18 protein-coding genes are annotated in these 19,635 nt (G+C 33.1%); 10 read left to right on the top strand and 8 right to left on the bottom strand.

What is annotated here, in order from left to right; genetic code table 11:
• Positions 1 to 180: 180 nt before the first annotated feature.
• The 4 genes from C4S29_RS10890 to C4S29_RS10875 form a co-directional block, all read right to left on the bottom strand.
• Positions 181 to 4,023, bottom strand: coding sequence for a DUF7948 domain-containing protein (locus C4S29_RS10890; protein ID WP_103914118.1), 3,843 nt, complete (start codon positions 4,021 to 4,023; stop codon positions 181 to 183).
• A gap of 156 nt (positions 4,024 to 4,179) precedes the next feature.
• On the bottom strand, positions 4,180 to 5,016 hold the full coding sequence (gene purU, locus C4S29_RS10885; RefSeq protein WP_103914117.1) for a formyltetrahydrofolate deformylase: 837 nt from the start codon (positions 5,014 to 5,016) through the stop codon (positions 4,180 to 4,182).
• 178 nt (positions 5,017 to 5,194) lie between these two features.
• Positions 5,195 to 5,536 (bottom strand): hypothetical protein, encoded by a 342-nt coding sequence (locus C4S29_RS10880; protein ID WP_103914116.1) that lies wholly within the window; start codon positions 5,534 to 5,536, stop codon positions 5,195 to 5,197.
• A gap of 95 nt (positions 5,537 to 5,631) precedes the next feature.
• Positions 5,632 to 5,814 (bottom strand): CPXCG motif-containing cysteine-rich protein, encoded by a 183-nt coding sequence (locus C4S29_RS10875; protein ID WP_103914115.1) that lies wholly within the window; start codon positions 5,812 to 5,814, stop codon positions 5,632 to 5,634.
• Between the two features lie 325 nt (positions 5,815 to 6,139).
• Here C4S29_RS10875 and C4S29_RS10870 point away from each other — a divergent pair, with 325 nt between their 5' ends.
• The 5 genes from C4S29_RS10870 (at position 6,140) to C4S29_RS10850 (ending at position 9,554) form a co-directional block, all read left to right on the top strand.
• Positions 6,140 to 6,469: a single-stranded DNA-binding protein gene (locus C4S29_RS10870; protein WP_103914114.1), complete on the top strand. Its 330-nt coding sequence runs from the start codon at positions 6,140 to 6,142 to the stop codon at positions 6,467 to 6,469.
• 108 nt (positions 6,470 to 6,577) lie between these two features.
• Entirely contained in the window at positions 6,578 to 7,066 is a 489-nt protein-coding gene (locus tag C4S29_RS10865; RefSeq protein ID WP_103914113.1) for an HRDC domain-containing protein, read from the top strand.
• A 113-nt stretch (positions 7,067 to 7,179) separates the two neighbouring features.
• Complete coding sequence (locus C4S29_RS10860) at positions 7,180 to 7,662, top strand: GNAT family N-acetyltransferase (RefSeq protein WP_103914112.1); 483 nt, start codon at positions 7,180 to 7,182, stop codon at positions 7,660 to 7,662.
• Between the two features lie 111 nt (positions 7,663 to 7,773).
• The gene (hisS, locus tag C4S29_RS10855; RefSeq protein WP_103914111.1) at positions 7,774 to 9,132 is read left to right on the top strand and encodes a histidine--tRNA ligase; all 1,359 of its coding nucleotides are present in this window, start codon (positions 7,774 to 7,776) and stop codon (positions 9,130 to 9,132) included.
• A 5-nt stretch (positions 9,133 to 9,137) separates the two neighbouring features.
• On the top strand, positions 9,138 to 9,554 hold the full coding sequence (locus C4S29_RS10850; RefSeq protein WP_103914110.1) for an EamA family transporter: 417 nt from the start codon (positions 9,138 to 9,140) through the stop codon (positions 9,552 to 9,554).
• A gap of 396 nt (positions 9,555 to 9,950) precedes the next feature.
• Here the strand turns inward: C4S29_RS10850 and C4S29_RS10845 are convergent, their stop codons facing one another.
• Both C4S29_RS10845 and pruA read right to left on the bottom strand, forming a co-directional pair.
• Complete coding sequence (locus C4S29_RS10845; RefSeq protein ID WP_103914109.1) at positions 9,951 to 10,193, bottom strand: YtxH domain-containing protein; 243 nt, start codon at positions 10,191 to 10,193, stop codon at positions 9,951 to 9,953.
• A gap of 248 nt (positions 10,194 to 10,441) precedes the next feature.
• A complete protein-coding gene (gene pruA / locus C4S29_RS10840) occupies positions 10,442 to 12,067 on the bottom strand; it encodes an L-glutamate gamma-semialdehyde dehydrogenase (protein ID WP_103914108.1) in 1,626 nt (541 codons plus the stop codon).
• Positions 12,068 to 12,347: 280 nt separating this feature from the next.
• On the opposite strand from pruA, the gene C4S29_RS10835 reads away from it, so the two are divergent.
• From C4S29_RS10835 to clcA, 5 genes are all read left to right on the top strand, one after another.
• A complete protein-coding gene (locus C4S29_RS10835; RefSeq protein ID WP_103914107.1) occupies positions 12,348 to 12,662 on the top strand; it encodes an HPF/RaiA family ribosome-associated protein in 315 nt (104 codons plus the stop codon).
• A 204-nt stretch (positions 12,663 to 12,866) separates the two neighbouring features.
• A complete protein-coding gene (locus C4S29_RS10830) occupies positions 12,867 to 13,178 on the top strand; it encodes an ArsR/SmtB family transcription factor (RefSeq protein ID WP_103914225.1) in 312 nt (103 codons plus the stop codon).
• Positions 13,179 to 13,181: 3 nt separating this feature from the next.
• Positions 13,182 to 13,676: an SRPBCC family protein gene (locus C4S29_RS10825; RefSeq protein ID WP_103914106.1), complete on the top strand. Its 495-nt coding sequence runs from the start codon at positions 13,182 to 13,184 to the stop codon at positions 13,674 to 13,676.
• 229 nt (positions 13,677 to 13,905) lie between these two features.
• Positions 13,906 to 15,678, top strand: coding sequence for an aminopeptidase P family protein (locus tag C4S29_RS10820; protein WP_103914105.1), 1,773 nt, complete (start codon positions 13,906 to 13,908; stop codon positions 15,676 to 15,678).
• A gap of 182 nt (positions 15,679 to 15,860) precedes the next feature.
• A complete protein-coding gene (clcA, locus tag C4S29_RS10815) occupies positions 15,861 to 17,270 on the top strand; it encodes a H(+)/Cl(-) exchange transporter ClcA (protein ID WP_103914104.1) in 1,410 nt (469 codons plus the stop codon).
• 48 nt (positions 17,271 to 17,318) lie between these two features.
• Here the strand turns inward: clcA and C4S29_RS10810 are convergent, their stop codons facing one another.
• Entirely contained in the window at positions 17,319 to 17,759 is a 441-nt protein-coding gene (locus C4S29_RS10810; RefSeq protein ID WP_103914103.1) for a DinB family protein, read from the bottom strand.
• Between the two features lie 191 nt (positions 17,760 to 17,950).
• On the bottom strand, positions 17,951 to 19,510 hold the full coding sequence (locus C4S29_RS10805; RefSeq protein WP_103914102.1) for an Rne/Rng family ribonuclease: 1,560 nt from the start codon (positions 19,508 to 19,510) through the stop codon (positions 17,951 to 17,953).
• Positions 19,511 to 19,635 lie beyond the last annotated feature (125 nt).

The raw sequence follows: 19,635 nt of genomic DNA, 5'->3' as shown, positions 1-19,635 counted from the left end.
CACGCAATGGACGCAAATAAATAACCAAATCGCTCTACCAATCATCAGTAAAAATGTTTTATTTCATCTAGCATTTTGACGAAGTCAAAAAAGTTTATGTTCTCTTTTACGAACAATCTTTAAAATCTCAATTGTTGACAATCTTATAGAAAAACTTTTGTGACTTTTGTGGTAAAAAAATTAATTCCGGTTTTTCAAAAGCAAATACCCATTCAAAATTCTACCATCAGATACTTTAATGTTATACCAGTAAGTCGCAGTTGGTAGATTTCGGCTGTTGAGTTTTCCGTCCCATTCAAAAGCACCGGAAGTAATTTTAAATAAAACTCTTTTTCCCGTCGCGTCATAAACAGAAACTTCAGAATTGGGATAATTTTCCAAGCCGTCAATTTTCCAAGTATCATTTTTTCCGTCGCCATTTGGTGTGAAAGTGTTGCTAATGTTAAAAATTGAAAAATCTTTTTCACCGATAATACAACCTAATTTTGTGCGGACATAAACGGTGTAATTTCCGTTGGCTAAATTTTTAAATTCATTAGAATCTTGCCAAATTTTGTTATCCAAAGAATATTCAAAATCGCCAGATGCAGAAAGAATTACTTTTGCATTGTTATTGGTAATTTCTACTTTTAAAATTTCTGCAATTAAAGATTTTTTCACAACCGTTGAAGCCGTATTTTCACAACCAAAATTGCTGGTTACTTTTACGGTATAAGTTCCTTCTTGGTTGATGCTAATTTTATTCGTTTTTTCTCCTGAACTCCATTCATAACTATAAGTTGGATTAAATCCAGCATCCAATTCTACAGATTTTCCCGCACAAAATTCAGCAGTTTCAGGTAAATTAATTTTTGGTTTTTCGTTTAGTTGAAGTGTGAGTTGAACGATTTTAAAACAACCAAGATTTGTAGAAACTTTTACATTAAAAATATTTTGGCCAAGTGAAAGTATTCTGTTTTTAAAATCAGAAATTGCATTTTGGTTATGATCAAAATATTCAAAAATATAAGTTGAAGAATTCGCAATTAAATTGTCTTGGTATTTGGTTAAATCTTCTGTTTTTGTGTTTGAAGTGGTGTCGTTACAAATGGAAAAACTAAAATCATTTGCTGGCAACGCATTTTGAGAAATCACCACTTTAATTTCAAACTTATCAGACTCACAGGAATTAACAGTTTGGGTAACAAAATAGGACGAATTATCTTGCAAAAGTGTAGAATTTGCTAAAGAATTTCCTGCGGAATCGTAAAATTTTAAATTAGTTCCAGTCACTTTTAAATCTGAAATTTTTGCATTTTGCGAAGAACAAAAATCTTGATTTGCATCTGCTGTTGGAAGCGGCGTTACATTTATTTTTACTGAAACTTTTATTTTATCGCTTTCGCAGCCATTAATGATTTGTGAGGCGTAATAATTACCATCAATTAATTTAAAATTTTGGTCTAAAATACTTCCAGTTTCGTCATACCATTTTACATTTTGCCCCGTTATTTGCAAATCTGCAACTGTTCTGTTTTCTGTGCTACAAAATTGTTGCGTTGCATTTGCCGTTGGCAATGCGGGCGAAGAAATGGTTATATTTTGATTTTGATGAGAAATATTTCCATTGCCGTCATCATAATCCCAAACGATTACATAAGTTCCTGGAATTGAATATTGTAAAGGACTTTTTGTAGTTGCCAAAATATTTCCTGCGCACGCATCTGTCGCCGTTGGAATTACGGAAACTATCGTTTTACAATCTCCCGAAATATCTTGAAGATTTGCAATATTTGGAACTGGCGCGGTTTTATCCTCCACTTTTACATCAACAGTGAAAGTCCCATCACAATCGCCCGCTCCAGAAATAACGCAGGAATATGTCCCGGAATTTATTGCAGTTGCGTTAGGAATTGTGGGGTTTTGGTCAGTGGAAGTGAAATTATTTGGGCCGCTCCAAGAATAAGTTGAGCCGCCGGATGCTTGGAGTTTTATATCTGAATTTGGGCAGACTGGGGAGTTGGATGACAATAATGTAATAATAGAAGTGCAATCAAAAAATTTAGCAATATATCCATCCGTAGAATTGTTGTTCGATTGAAATGCTCCCGGAGTTGCCATTCCGGAAGTATTATAAATGGCACTTCCAATCATATAAATGTAGTTTTTAGAATCTCTCCTAATAAATGCAGTTCCAGTAGACCCGTTCCCTCCATAAAATGTACCCCAAACTTTGTTTTCGTTATTGTCATACAACATCATTATAGATTTGTTGTTAATTCCTGTTGATGTTTGGTAAGCATTGGGAGTGGCAATATTGGGCTGGTTTGGGTAAGAACTTCCGCCTATAAATAGATTTCCTATCGGATCGAAATAGCCAGTTAAATCTTGATTATAAGGCAAAAGAAACTGGTTATTTGAAATTATGGCATCTGTATTTACATTATATTTGAGGACGCTTCCGACATAAATATTATTAACAATCGGCCATATTTTATAGAATACTTTAAAAATTCCATTTTCGAATTTACAGGCGATTGGTAAATCCGCTCTTGCATCACCATAATAAGAAACTTGTTTTGGATTTAAATCGGAATCAAAATGAAAAAGCAATAAGTCCCGGTCCCCACCAAGAGAATTTTGCAAAGGGTTTTGCGTAAAAATTCCGTTAGATTCTGTTTGTCCGATAGCAAAAATATCAAGAGAACTGTCATCCGAGAAATTGGTAATGCAAGAAAATTTTCCGGAGCCTGAATTTTGAATGATGTATTTTTTTTGTAAAACTCCTTTTAAATTAAACTTTTCAACATAAGGTTTGGAAATATTACTTTGGCTAATTGAACCTCCGATATAAAAAAAACCGTTTTTAACGAGGATGTCAAAAATAGTTTTATCTGAACTGATATGATGAGTCCAAAGGTAGGTTCCATCTTTTTTAAGTTTTAAGACTTGCTGATCATCTGCTTTTAAAAGAATAAAAAGGTTATCTCTATCAAAATCTAAAGCATCCAAAGACCCATAACTTATTGTGTTATCCAGATAACTTCCCCATATTCGATTTCCATTTTCATCAAATTTTGCAATAAATCCATCCAAATTGCCCGTGAAAGTAGTGATATAAGCACCAGAAGTTGCCATATAATTATCATTACTCATCGTCATTCCACCAAGATATAGATTGTTAAATTCATCTATTTCTAATTTTTCAATAGTATCATATCCACTTCCGCCATACAATGTTCCCCAAACCCTCGTCGGAACAGGATCAATCACCACCGTTTTGTCAAAAGTATCTTGTGAACTTTCAAAACCAAAAGTCTGATTTCCGGTTTCTTTAAAATTAATTTTAATATCTTTTTTTGAATTTAAATCTTCTATCCAAGAATTTGGAATATTTTCCTGCATCTCGCCAAAACGTAGATTCATTGAAAGTTTTCTGTTTTTTAATTTGGTTTTTGCCCCTTTAAATTTCAATTTGATATCAGAAATTTTTCCACCCGGATTAATGATAAAATTATATTCAATCGGCTTTAAAGTATCATCTGGTTTAAAGAAAGCCAAATCTACGTTCGGATAGAGGTTTTTGTAAATTATTTTTTGATAACGGTAAACTTTTTCTACACCTTTTGGCTTATTTGGAACGTTGTAATAGTTGTCATAATCATTAGATTTTCCAATAGCAATTATTTCCGGATTTTTATTGGCACCTACAAAATCGATGTCAACGCGGTGATATTGGTATTTAAAATTATAATCTGACGCAAATTTATCTTTAGGTAAAAGCAAATTTTTATTTTTCTCAAATTGCTTATTCTTTGTTTTTTTTACTTCATAAACATCATAAGAAAAACCGTCTTTTTTAATTTGAACATTTAGACCGCCAGAATTGAACAGATATTTTACTGCAGAATTTTCCTTTCCATTTTGATCAATAATTTGCCCCTTATTTTCATAGAAATTATAAGGCAAATCTTTTTTAATTTTATTTTGACTAAAATAAAAACCAAAGTATAAGAAAAGAAAAAGAACGTAGAATTTTTTCATTAAAATATTTAAACCGTAAATTTAATTGATTTAAAACTAAATGAACAACAGATTTTATTAATTAATCCAATGATAAATTTTGGAAAGATTCGCTAGAAGGAAATTTTCTTCTTTTAAAACCTTTGCAAAACAATCATTTATCTTAAAAAAAAACACTTATTCAAAAATAATCGTCTTATTTCTAAAGATGAAAACGCGTTCTTCAAAAACTAATTTCAGCGCTTTTGCGAGCACAATTTTTTCTACATCTTTGCCTGCATAAGCCATTTCTTTGGCGTTTTTAGAATGAGAAACTTGTATCACGTCTTGGTAAATAATTGGGCCTTCATCCAGATCATTGGTAACAAAATGAGCCGTTGCGCCAATAATTTTTACACCTCTGTTATAGGCTTGTTTGTAAGGATTTGCGCCAATAAATGCAGGCAAAAATGAGTGGTGAATGTTGATGATTTTTTGGTTGTAATCTTGTATAAATTCTGGCGTCAAAATTCTCATATATTTCGCCAGAATAAGATAATCTAAATTGTATTGTTGCAAACATTCGTTCACCAAATCTTCATGCGATTCTCGGCTCATATTTTCGGCGGAAATATAGTGAAAAGGAATACCAAATTTTTCTACCAAAGGTCGTAAGAAATCATGGTTGCCAATTACCGCCAAAATGTTGAAATCTAAGTCATTATATTCATTTCGCACCAATAAATCTGAAAGGCAATGGTGCTCTTTGGTTGCCAGAATTACCACGTTTTTTTGGTGATGTTCTTTTAATTCTAAATGAGAATTTTCGGGTAAAATTTTCAGCAGTTCTTCTTTAATATTCTGCAAAATAACATCTCCAGAAAAGACGGTTCTCATAAAAAAATGATTGTTTTCTGCATCTACAAATTCATCATTTTTTTCTATATTTAATTGGTTTTGATACAAAATTTTGGTGACTTTGTACACCAGTCCTTTTTCGTCAGAACAGGCAATTCTAAGTGTATATTGTGACATTTTATGCTAATTGTTTTGCGAAATTAAGTAAATATTATTCGTCCCGAACCTGTAAAATCAATTAAAAGTAATTTTTGAAGAAGTCAAAAAAAACCAAGTGTTCTTTTACGAACAATATTTTCTAAATTTTCTGTAGAAAAAATCTTTGTTTCTTGGTAGTTAAAAAATGTTTTGAATTCTATTCTTTCCGTACAAGCAAAATCCAGTCATCTTCTAGAAATTTATAGCCTTGGTTGTAAACAAACTTGTATTCAGCGCCATTTTTGTAAACCACAACCTGCGTAAGATAATCAAAATCAAAACCTTTGGAAGTGAGTTTTGTTTTTGTGGTTTTGATTTTGCCGTCTTTGTTAATGGATCTTAAAATCCTAAAATTTTTCCGCAGTTTGTTATTAATGTTGCGCATCAAATTGGTAGAATCGCTGTTTTGTTTATTGTTAAAACTATTTCTACAAGCATCATCACAGAATTTTTTGTCTGCTCTGCCGACTATTTTTTCACCACATTCTAGACATTCCATTTCTTTAGTTTTTAGTTGACGGTTTTTAGTTTTTAGTCTTTTTTAAATCCACAATTCAAATTTTTAAATTCATCCTACATCCTTCGTGCTTTATTTTATTGCTCAATATTTAACGCTTCAAAACCCATTAATTCTTCTTCCTCAAAAACAACATGCAGTTCAATCGGGTTGCAGCAGACTTCGCAATCTTCAATATACGTTTGCTCTCGCACAGAAGGATCGAGTAGGGCTGAAATCATTTCCCAGCAATATGGACAGGTATAAAAATGCTCAAACATATTTTATTTTTAAATTATTTCTAAGTATTAATCTTTGCGTTCATTGCGTGCATTTCATTGCGCCATTGCGTGAAAACTTTCGATCTCATTTCAATTTATACCACAAAGAAAAAAACTTTGCGTTCATTGCGTGCATTTCATTGCGACATTGCGTGAAAATTTCATTAATCTAAATTACAAATTATTCGTTTACAAATGACTACAAACGAAAATAAATAGATAAATACCGAATAAACTTTCCCCGCTGTTGAATCTTTGCACCAGAGATTTGAGACAGACAGATAACGACTCATTTCTAATATTAATTTTTTAAAACTTAAATGTTATGTCACTAAGAAACAAAGTTTCCTTAATTGGAAGAACGGGAAAAGAAGTAGAAATCATCAACTTCGAAAAAGGAAAATTAGCTAAAGTAAGTTTGGCAACTAGCGACTTTTACACCAACGCTTTAGGTGAGAAAGTTGAAGAAACGCAATGGCACAATTTAGTTGTGAATGGTAAACTCGCAGATATTATGGAAAAATACGTTACGAAAGGAAAAGAGATTGCCGTAGAAGGAAAAATTCAATACCGAACTTATGAAGATAAAGAAGGTATTAAACGCTATTCTACAGAAATTCGCGTAGATGAATTAGTGCTTTTAGGCGCAAAGTAATTTAATGAAATAAGCACTTTGCCAAGGCCGAAAATCTTTGGCAAGGTTTGTTTTAAATGAATATCAAAAAACCTAAAATCTCACTTCTCACAACAAAACTTTATTATCATGAAAGTAAAAGTATTGAAAGTTCGTGTAGATGAAAATCATCTTTATGAAGACCAAAAGTTGGTTGATGATTTTTTAGCAAATAATGAAATTTGCAAAGCGGCTTCCGCATTTGTAGCGGAAGAAAACTACTGGTCGGTTTTTATTTACTATGAAGATCAAATATCTAATGGAAATTATGCGAAACAAGATGCCGCAAAAATTAATGGCAACTATTTGAACGAGCAAAAGCAAAGTAAATATTCCGCAGAAAATGAAGAATTAAATGCTGACGAAATTAAAATTTTAGATTCATTAAAACTGTGGCGCAGTGAAAAAGCAAAAGAGCAAAATTTGCCTGCGTATTTTATTGCGACAAACAAAGAATTATGTTCAATTGCAAAATTCAAACCTATTAAAAAAGAAGAATTATTAGAAATAAAATGTTTTGGAAAGCATAAATTAGAAAACTATGGCGAGGAAATTATCGTACTTTTAGAAGAGATATAATCATACACAATTTGATGAAGAGGTGGAGCCGCAAATTTATTTACGGCTCTTTTTATTTTTTTAATTCTTTAATATTAGTATTTAAAACATAATTTTTTCTGTATTTTTAAAACATGAAAATCAAAATTAGAAAAATTCAGAAATCTGATAATTACGAATTGGCAGCAATTATTAGAAGTTGCTTTCACGATTTTAATGTCAGCACTGCTGGAACTGTTTATGAAGATCCAACCACAGACCATTTATTTGAATTATTTAAAACTGAAAAATCAGCACTTTTTGTAGCAGAAGAAAACGGAATTTTACTTGGTTGCTGCGGTATTTTCCCCACAGAAGGTTTACCGGAAAACTATGCAGAATTGGTAAAATTTTATTTAAATAAAAGTGCGCGCGGCAAAGGAATTGGGCGGCAACTAATGGAAGCGAGTATCAATTTTGCAAAAGAAACGGGTTATAAAAGCATTTACATTGAAAGTTTGCCAGAATTTTCTACCGCCGTTTCCATTTATGAAAAGCAAGGTTTCAATTATTTAGAAAAACCATTGGGAAATTCTGGGCACAGCGGTTGCAATCTTTGGATGCTGAAAGATTTGTAAGAAATTTATTTAAAACCGTATGTTTTAAAATCCTTATTTTTGTGAGATCAATTTTGATGTAAAAGATGTCAAAACTGAAAACCAACAACTTTCAACAGACAACCAAAAATAATGAAGCCTAGTTTAGCTAAAGGAACCCGAGATTTTGCCGCAGAAGAAGTTTACCGCAGAAAATATATTATTTCTATTTTAGAAAAAAATTTCCGCCTTTTCGGTTTTCAGCCGTTAGAAACCCCAAGTTTTGAAAATCTCTCAACTTTAACAGGAAAATACGGTGAAGAAGGTGATCGTTTGATTTTTAAAATTTTAAATTCCGGAGATTACGCTTCAAAAGTAAATGCTGAAGATTGGTCGGCAAAAAATTCTTTAAAATTAACGTCTCAAATTTCCGAAAAGGCACTCCGTTATGATCTTACCGTTCCTTTTGCGCGTTACGTTGCAATGAATCACGGACAGTTGACTTTTCCTTTTAAACGCTACCAAGTTCAGCCAGTTTGGCGCGCAGATCGTCCACAGAAAGGTCGTTTCAGAGAATTTTACCAATGCGATGCCGATGTTGTAGGGAGCGAAAGTTTGCTTCAAGAAGTAGAATTGGTTCAGTTGTATTTAAAATCTTTTTTAGATTTAAAAATTCCGGTAAAATTGCATTTAAACAACCGTAAAATTTTGAGCGGCTTAGCAGAATATGCGGGAATTGCAAATCAATTGATTGATTTTACTGTTGCATTAGATAAATTAGATAAAATCGGCAGAGACGGCGTTGTGAAAGAATTAGAATCGAAAAACATCAGTTCAGATTCTATCGAGAAACTGGATTTTTTATTTAAAACGCAAGCCGATCAATTACAACTTTTGCAAGATTTAAAGGAAAAATTTAAGACTATACCTATTGGTTTGGAAGGCGTAAATGAACTGGAATTTGTTTTAACCAACTGTATAAATTTGGGAATTTCTCATGAAAATTTAGTTTTTAATATTACGCTTGCTAGAGGTTTAGATTATTACACCGGCGCAATTTTCGAAATAAAAGCAGAAGGCGTAGAAATGGGTTCCGTGGGTGGCGGCGGAAGATATAATAATCTCACGGAAGTTTTTGGCGTGAAAAATATTCCTGGAATTGGGATTTCTTTCGGTTTGGATAGGATTTATTTGGTGATGGAAGAACTAAAATTATTTCCTGAAAGTTCTGTGGAAAATACGGATTATCTTTTCGTGAATTATGGCGTAGAAGAAAGTATTCAAGCAATGCAAATTATTTCAAAACTGCATCAAAATAGTATTTCTGCCGAACTTTATCCTGAAAATACCAAACTCAAAAAACAATTCGCTTATGCCGAAAAGAAAGGAATTGAAAATATGGTTTTCTTGGGAGATGAAGAATTAAAGGCCGGAACAATTACCGTGAAAAATTTGAAAACTTCCAATCAAAAAACTTTGAAGCTAGAAGAATTTTTTAACCAAATTAATTAAAAATTATGTGGTGGATTTATGCTTTACTTGCGGCCTTTTTCGCGGCATTAACGGCAATATTCGCCAAAATTGGTGTAGAAAATGTAAACTCAAATTTAGCAACTGCAATTCGTACTATTGTGGTTTTAATTATGATTTCTGCCATCGTATATTTCAGAAATGAGTATAAAAATATTGGCGAAATCACTTCAAAAACTTGGTTTTTTCTTACAATTTCTGGCGTATGCACAGGTTTATCTTGGATTTTTTATTTTAAAGCCTTGCAAATAGGTGAAGTTTCTAAAGTAGCAGGCGTTGATAAATTAAGTTTAGCATTAACCATTATTTTTTCAATCGTTTTCTTGGGCGAAACCGTTTCTTGGAAAGCCGGCTTCGGCGCGCTTCTCATAATAATCGGTACAATTCTTTTGATTTTTAAATAGAAAATCATTTTTTAAGAGGCTGTTTAAATTTTATCATTTTTTTACCATAATTGAATTTAACCTATTTAACTTCAAAAAAAAACTTAATAACCTGAGTTCGATTATTAAACAATTTGATAATATCAATAGGAATGGGCTTTAGCCCATTTTTTAAAATTAAAGTAGAATTGGCTTTAGCCAAAACATCTTTTAAGTTTCGGCTAAAGCCTTTTATTTCACTAATTTTCCCATCGGGCTAAAGCCCGACGCAATTGATAAACATATAATAAATTGAATGTTAGTAAATTATATTTTAAATAACAATCGAACTCAGGTTAATAATAATCAATGTTGTAATTAAAGCAAAAAAACTCCTTTCTAAATAGAAAAGAGTTTTTGTGAAATATTTAATTTTGATTAATTGTTAGAAGCAGAATTTTCAACATCAGTTTTTACTTGCTCTGCTTTGTCTTTTACTTGATCTACTACTTCGTTTGCTTTAGATTTCAGGTCATTTCCCCATTTGTTGAGGTTGTCTTTTGCGTTGTTTATTTTATCTTTCACCGCTTGTTGTTCTTCAGGTGAAGAATTTTTATACTTCCAAAATGCCAATGCACCTAATCCTAATAATGCCAAAAGGCCTTTTCCTTTAGTTCCCATAATGTTTATTTTTTTGGTTAATGATGTTTTTAATAACTTTTTTAATAGTGTAAAATTCGTGCCAAATATTTTTATTTAATGTTAATTTAAGCATAAATTATAGATTTTCATGTACTTGTAACCAATTTTTTTATTATTAAAAAAGTATAGTATCGTATTCGAATTTTAAAAATTTTTAGTTTTGAAATTAGTATTTCATAATAAATAAAATCAAAAAAAATCCGGAAGCAAAACTTCCGGATTAAATTTTATCCTAAATATGGGTATTTGTAATTTTTTGGTGGATTAAAAGTTTCCTTAATCGTCCGCACAGAAACCCAGCGCATTAAGTTCATTTTAGAACCTGCTTTGTCATTCGTGCCCGACGCTCTTGCACCGCCGAATGGTTGCTGCCCAACTACCGCGCCGGTTGGTTTATCATTAATATAAAAATTTCCTGCGGCATTTTCTAATGCTTTGTAGGCTTCTTCAATCGCATATCGATCTTGGCTGAAAACCGCGCCAGTTAAAGCATAAGGCGAAGTTTCATCTACTAATTTTAAAGTTTTGCTCCAATCTTCATCTTCATAAACGTAAATACTTAATATTGGACCAAAAATTTCTTCACAAATACTTTCATAATGTGCATCTGAAGCCAATATAACCGTCGGTTCTACAAACCAACCTTTGCTGTCGTCGCAGTTCCCGCCAAAAATAACTTCTGCATCTTTAGAAGACTTGGCACGCTCGATGTAACCTTTGCATTTTTCAAAAGAATTTTTATCGATTACAGCATTCACAAAATTTGATGGATCTTCTGGTGAACCTATTTTAATTGTTTTTAATTGCGCTTCCATTGAAGATTTCACAGCATTCCAAAGAGATTTTGGAATGTAAGCTCTTGAAGCCGCCGAACATTTCTGACCTTGATATTCAAAAGCACCTCGAACCAAACCTGTTGCAACTGCTTCTGGATGAGCAGATGGATGCGCAATCACGAAATCTTTTCCGCCTGTTTCACCCACAATTCTTGGGTAAGTTTTATATTTATGGATATTGTCGCCAATTTGTTTCCACATACTTTGGAAGACTTTCGTAGAACCTGTGAAATGCAAACCAGCAAAATCTGGATGTTGCAACACTTTTTCCGCCGTTTCTTTTCCGTCTGTAAAAACCATATTAATTACGCCATCTGGAAGGCCTGCTTCTCGGAAAACTTCCATAATAATGTTGGCAGAAAAAATTTGTTTGTCTGAAGGTTTCCACAAAACTACATTCCCAAGCATTGCCATACAAGAAGGCAAATTTCCTGAAATTGCCGTGAAATTGAAAGGCGTTACTGCAAAAGTAAAACCTTCTAAAGGTCTATATTCTACTCGGTTCCACATGCCTTCATCAGAAATAGGTTGTTCGGCGTACATCTCGCGCACAAATTCTACATTGAATCTTAAGAAGTCTATAAATTCACACGCTGCATCTATTTCTGTTTGGTGCACATTTTTAGATTGCCCAATCATAGTTGCGGCGTTTATTTTGTCACGATAAGGTCCTGCAAATAAATCTGCTGCTTTTAGAAAAATTGAAACCCTTTGTTCCCAGGCTAAATCTGCCCATTTTTGGCGCGCTGCCAAAGCTGTATTGATGGCTTCGTCTACATGGCTCATATCGCCTTTGTAGTAAAAACCAAAATCGTGTGCGTGATCTTGTGGAGATTGAAGTTGAACTTTAGTATCTGTTTTTACTTGCTTTCCATTGATAATCATTGGAATTTCAACTTTTTCATTCCACATTTTTTTATAAGTAGAAATCAAATTATTTACTTCAGAAGAACCTGGTTCATAGGTTCTTACGGGTTCGTTTAGCACAACTGGAACGTCAGAAATTGCTTTCGTCATATCTTTATTTTTATAATTTTACTTGATTATTACAAAGTTAAGGCTTTCATTTTGAAACACCGAACTAAGTATTTCTTTTAAGATTAATTTAAGATTTTGGTTACAGAATTATTCAGCATTTTCTGTAAACTTTATTTGATTTTTATCACTTAGTATCTTTAGTCTTTATAGTATTTTGTTTTATGTTAATCTGCTGTTAAATTTAAAAAAAAAGCGCCTTTTTTTAGATAGAACGCCTATCTTTAATACAGAATGAAACATTTTAATTAAATAAAAAAATATGGAAATTTTAATTAACACCGACCATAATATTGATGGTAAAGAAAAAATGATTGCTTACTATAAAGATGAGGTAGCACATTATTTTGAAAGGTTCAGCGACTATCTTACAAGAATTGAAGTGAAAATTAGCGATGAAAATTCTGATAAAAGTGGAGTAAACGACAAAAGATGCATTTTGGAAGCCAGAATAAAAGGCATGCCACCAATTGCAGTTACAAGCCATGGCGAAACAGTTGAGAAAGCGTTTGTCGCTGCTACCAATAAAATGAAGACTTCCCTTGAATCTAAAATGGGACGCTTAAAGAGTTATTAAAAACATATAAATTCTTTCAGATATTTATAGTTTGAAATCTTCAAAACCTTGTGATGATTTTAAAAATCTTTGCTAGGTTTTTTTGTTTTAAGGAGTTGAAAATAAACATAAATCTTTTCTAGATAAAAAAATATTAAAAAATAATTGCGCAACCGAAAAATTGCGCATATATTTGCAACCAATTGGTTGCATAAAATTATAAAAGTGAGAAGAGATATATTTCAAGCCATTGCAGATCCAACTAGAAGAGCGATTATCTCATTAATTGCATTGCAAGCGATGACGCCAAATGCCATAGCAGAAAATTTCAAAATCAGCAGACAGGCTGTTTCTAAACATCTTAAAGTATTATCAGAATGCGAAATGCTTAGTCAAAATCAGCAGGGAAGGGAGATTTATTATGGTTTAGAAATTAATAAAATGAAAGAAATAGATGATTGGCTGAAAGAGTTTCGTGACATTTGGGAAACCCGATTTAATCAACTTGATGACTTATTATTAACCTTAAAAAAATAAAAAATGAATCATTTGCAATTTGGCTTTAATGTTGACAAAGCCGCAAAAACGGTTATAATTACCAGAGAATTTGCCGCCGAACTTTCTTTGGTTTGGGACGCCTTTACAAAACAAGAAATTTTAGACCAGTGGTGGGCGCCAAAACCTTGGGAATCTAAAACAAAAGTTATGAATTTTGAAGTTGGTGGCCGTAGATTTTATGCCATGGTAAGCCCAGAAGGAATGGAAAGTTGGTCGCTTCAAAAATACACTTCAATTAATCCGAAAACAAATTTTAAAATGGTAAATGCTTTTGCGGACAAAGATGAAAATCCGCAATTGCCAGGTTCTGATTGGGATTTTACTTTTTCGGAAGAAAATGGAGTAACAACAGTGAATATTGTAATTAAAAATGAATCTAAAGAACGTTTTGAAAAAATGATTGAAATGGGTTTTCAAGGTGGTTTTACTATGACTTTGAATTATTTAGAAACGCTTTTAGAAAATTTGAAAAAGTAGAATTTGTTTTTATAAAAACGCCAAAAGGGTTTAAAACTCTTTTAGGATTAATTGCTATTTTCTTCACATCGAAAGGTGAAATAGACTTCTTTTTAGCCCCGATTGAAGCGGCATCCCCGCCGCGGCGGGATATAGCGGAAAGCGGGACAAAAGGTGAAAGAAGATAAAACCGACTTGCTCCTTATTTTCAAAAAGCTTTTTGTAAATTTACCTACCAAAAAAAAATAGTATGACTTCCCAAGAAAAAGTAGCGCTCTTGCGCGAAAAAATGGCAGAAAATAATATTGATGCCTTTATTGTTTATTCCGCAGATCCGCACATGAGCGAATATTTGCCAAAAGAATGGCAAGAAAGGTCGTGGCTTTCTGGTTTTACTGGTTCTGCAGGTTTTGTGGTGATTACCAAAGATAAAGCAGGCTTGTGGACAGATGGGCGCTACTTTGTGCAAGCACCTAAAGAATTGGAAGGTTCTGGAATTGATTTATTTAAAGATGGGATGGAGGGAACTCCGAATTATATTGATTGGATTATTTCTGAAATTCCTTCAGACGGAACGGTTGCCGTGAATGCCATAGCCACCTCGAACGCCAACTGGGAGTTATTATCAGAAAAATTATTGGCCAAAAATAGAAAATTGGTAGATTTACCTCTTTTAAAAGAAATCTGGACGAATAGAAATGAAAATGCAGTAAAAAACCCGGTTTTTGTACATCCTATCGAAAGAGCGGGTAAATCTGTGAATGAAAAATTGTTTGATATTCGGAATAAAATGGAAGAAATGAACGCGTCTGTTCATGTAATTTCTAGTTTAGATGATGTGGCGTGGACACTGAATTTACGGGGAAGTGATGTGCAATCTAATCCTGTATTTTTAGCTTATATTCTTTTAACTAAAAATGAGGCGAAACTCTTCGTGGATTTAGAAAAATTGGACGTTAATGCGAGAAAACAAATGGATGATTCTTGCGTGAAAATGTTGCCTTACGAAGATTTTTATACCGAATTAAAAAGCATTAAAAATGAAAAAATTCTCGTTTCGCCGAATAGTAATCAAATGATTTTCGAAGCTTTAAAAGAACAGAATTCCTTTATAAAAGCCCCTGTTCCTGGCAATTTAATGAAAGCCATTAAAAACGAAACAGAACTTGAAGGCTTTCGCACAGTGATGCAAAGAGATGGTGTTGCAATGGTGAAATTTATTTTTTGGCTCACAAAAAATGCAGGCAAAGAAGCGATGACAGAGTTTTCTATCGGCGAAAAATTGCGCGCTTTTCGAGCAGAAGGAAAAAATTTCGTGGGCGAAAGTTTCGGAAGTATTGTTGGTTATAAAGAAAATGCAGCAATTATGCATTATTCTGCAAAAAGTGAAGGCAGCAAAGAAGTGACGAATGAAGCCACGATTTTAGTAGATTCTGGCGGCCAATATTTAGAAGGAACAACTGATATTACGCGAACTATTGCGCTTGGAACGGCTTCGGAAGAATTTAAAACCGATTGCACTTTGGCTCTAAAAGGCATGATTCAACTTTCTATGGTAAAATTTCCGAAAGGGACGCGCGGCGTGCAACTCGATGCTTTTGCAAGAATGGCGCTTTGGAAAGAGGGAAAAGATTACAACCATGGAACGGGACATGGCGTGGGAAGTTTTATGAATGTGCATGAAGGCCCGCAAAACATTAGAAAAGATATGAATATGCAGCAATTAATTCCCGGAATGGTTTTGTCTAATGAACCTGGTTTTTATTACGACTATCACTACGGAATTCGCCACGAAAATTTAATTGCAGTTCGCGAATTAGAAACAACAGATTTTGGTACTTTTTATGATTTTGAAACTTTAACGATATGCCCATTTGATAGAAATGTTTTAAATGTAAATCTATTGACCGACCCTGAAAAAGATTGGCTCAATAATTACCACAATTGGTGCAAAGAAAAATTAGAAAACGATTTGGAAGGTGAAGTGAAAACGTGGTTTTTAGAACAAGTGAAACCACTATAGGTGCTCTTTTCCGGTTATAAGTTTCGACGAATCTAATTTTAAAAAAGGAAATCATTCTATAAGAAATAGTGAATTCATCAGGTTTTCTAAAGATAATTTTAAATATGTTCTTTTAAAATTCCTAAAAGAAAACAAAAGTTGTAAAGTAAAAATATTGGAATAATTTTAATTAAAAAAACGGCTTGAAAGTCAATCAATTAAGAGCAATTAGCAGAAGTCGCGTTCGCTTTAGACGCGGTTATAAAAGTATCGATAAAAAAAGCATCAAACTCCTTTGGCTCGCACTAATTGTTGGAGCAGTGGCAGGATTGGTAAGTACTTTTTTCCGATTGCTTTTAATAGAAATAGAAAAAATAAGGGTAAGTTATGTACTGAATATAAAAGGCGATACATTGCCTTGGCTTTGGTTATTTCTCATCACTTTTATTGCAATTTATTTGGCTATTTTTTTAAGCAAAAGGTGGGCTCCCGAAATCTCTGGTAGCGGAATACAAGAAGTAGAAGGCGCACTAGATCGCATTTGGAAACTTCGTTGGAAGGCTGTGATTCCTTTAAAATTCATAAGTTCTATTTTTTCTTTAGGCAGTGGCTTATTATTAGGTCGTGAAGGGCCAACCGTGCAGATGGGCGCACATGTGGGGCAAATGGTGAAAGATTGGTTTGAAGAATCTGAAGAAAAAAATAATGCACTGATCTCTACAGGCGCATCCGCTGGATTAGCAAGTGCCTTTAATGCGCCACTTTCGGGCGTTATCTTCGTGATGGAAGAAATGAACGAGCATTTTAAATTCAACTTTTTTTCTGTGGCAGCCATTATGATTGGCGCAGGAACGGCAGATAGCATTGTGCGATTATTGCTTGGAAATCAACGCACAATCATCATGCATGTTTTTAGTTTTGAAAATCTAAATTGGATTTGGCTTTTTGCTGTTTTAGGTATTTTGTTGAGTTTAGTTGGTTACTTTTTTAATCATTTTGTGATTAAAGTATTAGATTTATTTAATAGTTTTCGGTTTCATTTTATTTGGATTGCTCTTTTTTTAGGCGCCATAATTACGGCATTCAGTTTTTATTCTATGGATTTCGTTGGTGCAGGATATGAAACCATTTACAAAATATTAAATCATTCTTTTACTTTAAAAATGATGCTTTTTTTACTCTTAATGCGTTTTCTTTTAACCTTGATAAGTTATGGATCTGGTGTTCCGGGTGGTATTTTTGCCCCGCTATTAAGTTTAGGCGTTATTTGTGGGATGATATTTGGCGTTTTGGCGAAAGATTTATTCCCTACTTCTATAGATGATCCCGCGATATTTGCCGTTGCGGGTATGGCTGGGATTTTTGCCGCTACCGTTCGCGCACCCATTACAGGCGTAGTTTTAGCAATAGAGTTGACCTCCAATTTCGCCCTTATTTTACCTTTAATTTTAACTGCTTTAGTAGCTTCTGTGCTTACGACTTTACTCGGCAACCGACCAATTTATACGGAATTATTAGAACGTGTAATTCAACAGAAAAAGACCGAAAAAGAAGAGAAAACTGCCAAAGAAAAACTTGAAAGTGAGACTAAAATGTTTGATGTAGAAATTTAGAATTTTAATTAAAAATCTAAATTTAATTATCCATCAATAATCTGTATTTTAGATCATTCTGCGGTGATAATTTATTTGTCCCAAATGATATGCAAGATGGGTTGCGAGATGAATTAAGAAGAATTCTGTGCTCATTTTTTCTTTAAAAATCAGAACTGGAAAATCTTTTTCTAAACTATTTTCGTCTAAATTTTCTAGTGTTTTATTTACTATTTCTCTGGTGTTTTCAATATGCGAAACAAGCGATTCACGGCATACATTTTTAGCCGAAAACTCAAATTCACGATTTCTCATAAAATCTGTTCCGCCCAATTCTTTACCGATGAAATGCTGCAAATTTCCCGTTAAATGCAGACAAAGATTTCCCGCAGAATTACTTACTCCACCCGAAATTTTCCAAAGATCGGCTTCGTTTTTATAGAGTTCTATTTCCGCTTTCAATTTGAGCAAATCTCTGTTGAAAAGGCTTTGTAAAGTTTTTGTGAGCATCTTTTTTGAGTTAAATTAAAACATTTTAGAAATATAAATTTAACGATTTAATTCCATTTAATAAAATTTTAAAAATTGCTTTGCTCCAAAGTAGAGAAATCTCATTAGAACACAAATTGTCTTATCACAAAAGAATCCATAATAAAGCACAAAATAAAAGAAACTCCCAAATTTTAGGAGTTTCAGTAGATTTAGTTCGAATAGCTGACCAATTCTTTTTTGTCGCTATTGAGTAATTTATATTCTAAATATTTGAAAGAATCTCTTGGGATTATTGTAACCCATTTTTTATATTTTAAGTACCATTTTGTTTGAATACTCATTATACCTTTGGTTAAATAGGCTTCTACAAAAGGATGTACGTGTAGAAAAAGTTTGCCTTTTTGAGATTGCATAATATTGCGGATGGTTTCTTCCATACGCTCTATAATCACTATTGGTGCTAGGATTTCTCCGTCTGCGTTAGGATTGTCTTCTTTGGTTTTTATCACTTTTTCTGGCCTAGTTCTCTGTCTTGTAATCTGAATTAGGCCAAATTTACTTGGAGGCAAAATTTTATGGCGCGCTTTGTCTTTTTCCATTTCATCACGCAAATGGTCGAATAATTCCCGGCGATGGCCTGCATCAATCATATCTATAAAATCAACTACAATTATGCCGCCCATATCACGAAGTCGCAATTGGCGCGCAATTTCTGTAGCTGCCATTTTATTGACATAAAGTGCGTGTTCTTTATTGCCAGATTTACCAGAATTAATGTTGTTTCCAGAATTTACATCTATCACGTGAAGCGCTTCAGTATGCTCTATCACAAGATAGGCGCCTTTAGAACTTGGGATATTTACATGCTTGCCAAAACTTTGCTTTAGTTGTTTTTCTACATTATAATATTCCATTAAAGGAATGTGAGAATCATAGAATTGAACGATATTTTTTCGTTCGGGCGCAATTACTTCTAGGTAATTTTTCATGTCAGAAACCATTTGCTCATCATCACAAATAATACTTACAAAATCAGCGTTGAAGTTATCCCGTAAAATTGACGACGCTTTGTCGTCCTCACTTAAAATTTTAAAGGGAATTTTTGCTTTTTGGATGTTTTTAAAAGTAGTTTCCCACTTTTGCACCAACATATTCATGTCATTATGAAGTTCTGCCACTTTTTTACCCTCCGCCACAGTTCTTATAATCACGCCGAAACCTTCTGGTTTTATACTTTCAATAAGCGTTTTCAGCCTTGTCTTCTCTACAGAATCTTCTATTTTTTTCGAAATCGAAACTTTATTATCAAAAGGAATCAAAACTAAAAATCGACCTGTAAGAGAAATTTGAGTAGAAATTCTTGGGCCTTTTGTAGAAATTGGTTCTTTGGTAATTTGTAGTAAAACAGTATCATCTTTAGCCAATACTTTGTCGATTAATCCATTTTTAGAAATTTCTTTTTCAATAGGGAAATTCTTTAAACTAGGATTATCTTGTTTCTTGCTAATTACATTTTTTAAAAAACTAGAATAGGTGAGATATTCTGGGCCAAGATCTTGGTAATGAAGAAAAGCATCTTTTTCATAACCAATGTTTACAAATGCCGCATTTAGATTGGGTGCCAATTTTTTTACTTTACCTAAAAAAAGATCGCCAACAACGAATTCGCTTTTCTGCTCTTCTTCATGAAGTTCCAACAATCTGCCCTCCTCTAAAAGTGCAATTTTAGTGTGGTCTCCTTCATGTGATATGATCAGTTCTTTCTTCATTTAGAAAATACGATGTAAATTTTTTTGATAGGTTGTTTTCGTGATAAAACAAAAATATAGCCAATGAAATTTTTAGAAAATTTACATTAACTATATTGATATATGGTTTAAGAAAAGTCTATTTT

Origin of the sequence: Halpernia humi (assembly GCF_900108025.1) — a bacterium.
Classification (GTDB): Bacteria; Bacteroidota; Bacteroidia; order Flavobacteriales; family Weeksellaceae; genus Halpernia; species Halpernia humi.
This window is presented reverse-complemented; position numbering and strand designations above follow the sequence as displayed.

Excerpts from the sequence above, each read along its gene's own strand:
- C4S29_RS10810 (WP_103914103.1), bottom strand. The coding sequence starts at position 17,759 with ATGCTCACAAAAACTTTACAAAGCCTTTTCAACAGAGATTTGCTCAAA.
- C4S29_RS10845 (WP_103914109.1), bottom strand. The coding sequence starts at position 10,193 with ATGGGAACTAAAGGAAAAGGCCTTTTGGCATTATTAGGATTAGGTGCA.
- hisS (WP_103914111.1), top strand. The coding sequence starts at position 7,774 with ATGAAGCCTAGTTTAGCTAAAGGAACCCGAGATTTTGCCGCAGAAGAA.
- C4S29_RS10870 (WP_103914114.1), top strand. The coding sequence starts at position 6,140 with ATGTCACTAAGAAACAAAGTTTCCTTAATTGGAAGAACGGGAAAAGAA.
- C4S29_RS10890 (WP_103914118.1), bottom strand. The coding sequence starts at position 4,023 with ATGAAAAAATTCTACGTTCTTTTTCTTTTCTTATACTTTGGTTTTTAT.
- C4S29_RS10850 (WP_103914110.1), top strand. The coding sequence starts at position 9,138 with ATGTGGTGGATTTATGCTTTACTTGCGGCCTTTTTCGCGGCATTAACG.
- C4S29_RS10825 (WP_103914106.1), top strand. The coding sequence starts at position 13,182 with ATGAATCATTTGCAATTTGGCTTTAATGTTGACAAAGCCGCAAAAACG.
- C4S29_RS10860 (WP_103914112.1), top strand. The coding sequence starts at position 7,180 with ATGAAAATCAAAATTAGAAAAATTCAGAAATCTGATAATTACGAATTG.
- C4S29_RS10865 (WP_103914113.1), top strand. The coding sequence starts at position 6,578 with ATGAAAGTAAAAGTATTGAAAGTTCGTGTAGATGAAAATCATCTTTAT.
- C4S29_RS10820 (WP_103914105.1), top strand. The coding sequence starts at position 13,906 with ATGACTTCCCAAGAAAAAGTAGCGCTCTTGCGCGAAAAAATGGCAGAA.
- C4S29_RS10805 (WP_103914102.1), bottom strand. The coding sequence starts at position 19,510 with ATGAAGAAAGAACTGATCATATCACATGAAGGAGACCACACTAAAATT.
- pruA (WP_103914108.1), bottom strand. The coding sequence starts at position 12,067 with ATGACGAAAGCAATTTCTGACGTTCCAGTTGTGCTAAACGAACCCGTA.
- C4S29_RS10875 (WP_103914115.1), bottom strand. The coding sequence starts at position 5,814 with ATGTTTGAGCATTTTTATACCTGTCCATATTGCTGGGAAATGATTTCA.
- C4S29_RS10835 (WP_103914107.1), top strand. The coding sequence starts at position 12,348 with ATGGAAATTTTAATTAACACCGACCATAATATTGATGGTAAAGAAAAA.
- C4S29_RS10880 (WP_103914116.1), bottom strand. The coding sequence starts at position 5,536 with ATGGAATGTCTAGAATGTGGTGAAAAAATAGTCGGCAGAGCAGACAAA.
- purU (WP_103914117.1), bottom strand. The coding sequence starts at position 5,016 with ATGTCACAATATACACTTAGAATTGCCTGTTCTGACGAAAAAGGACTG.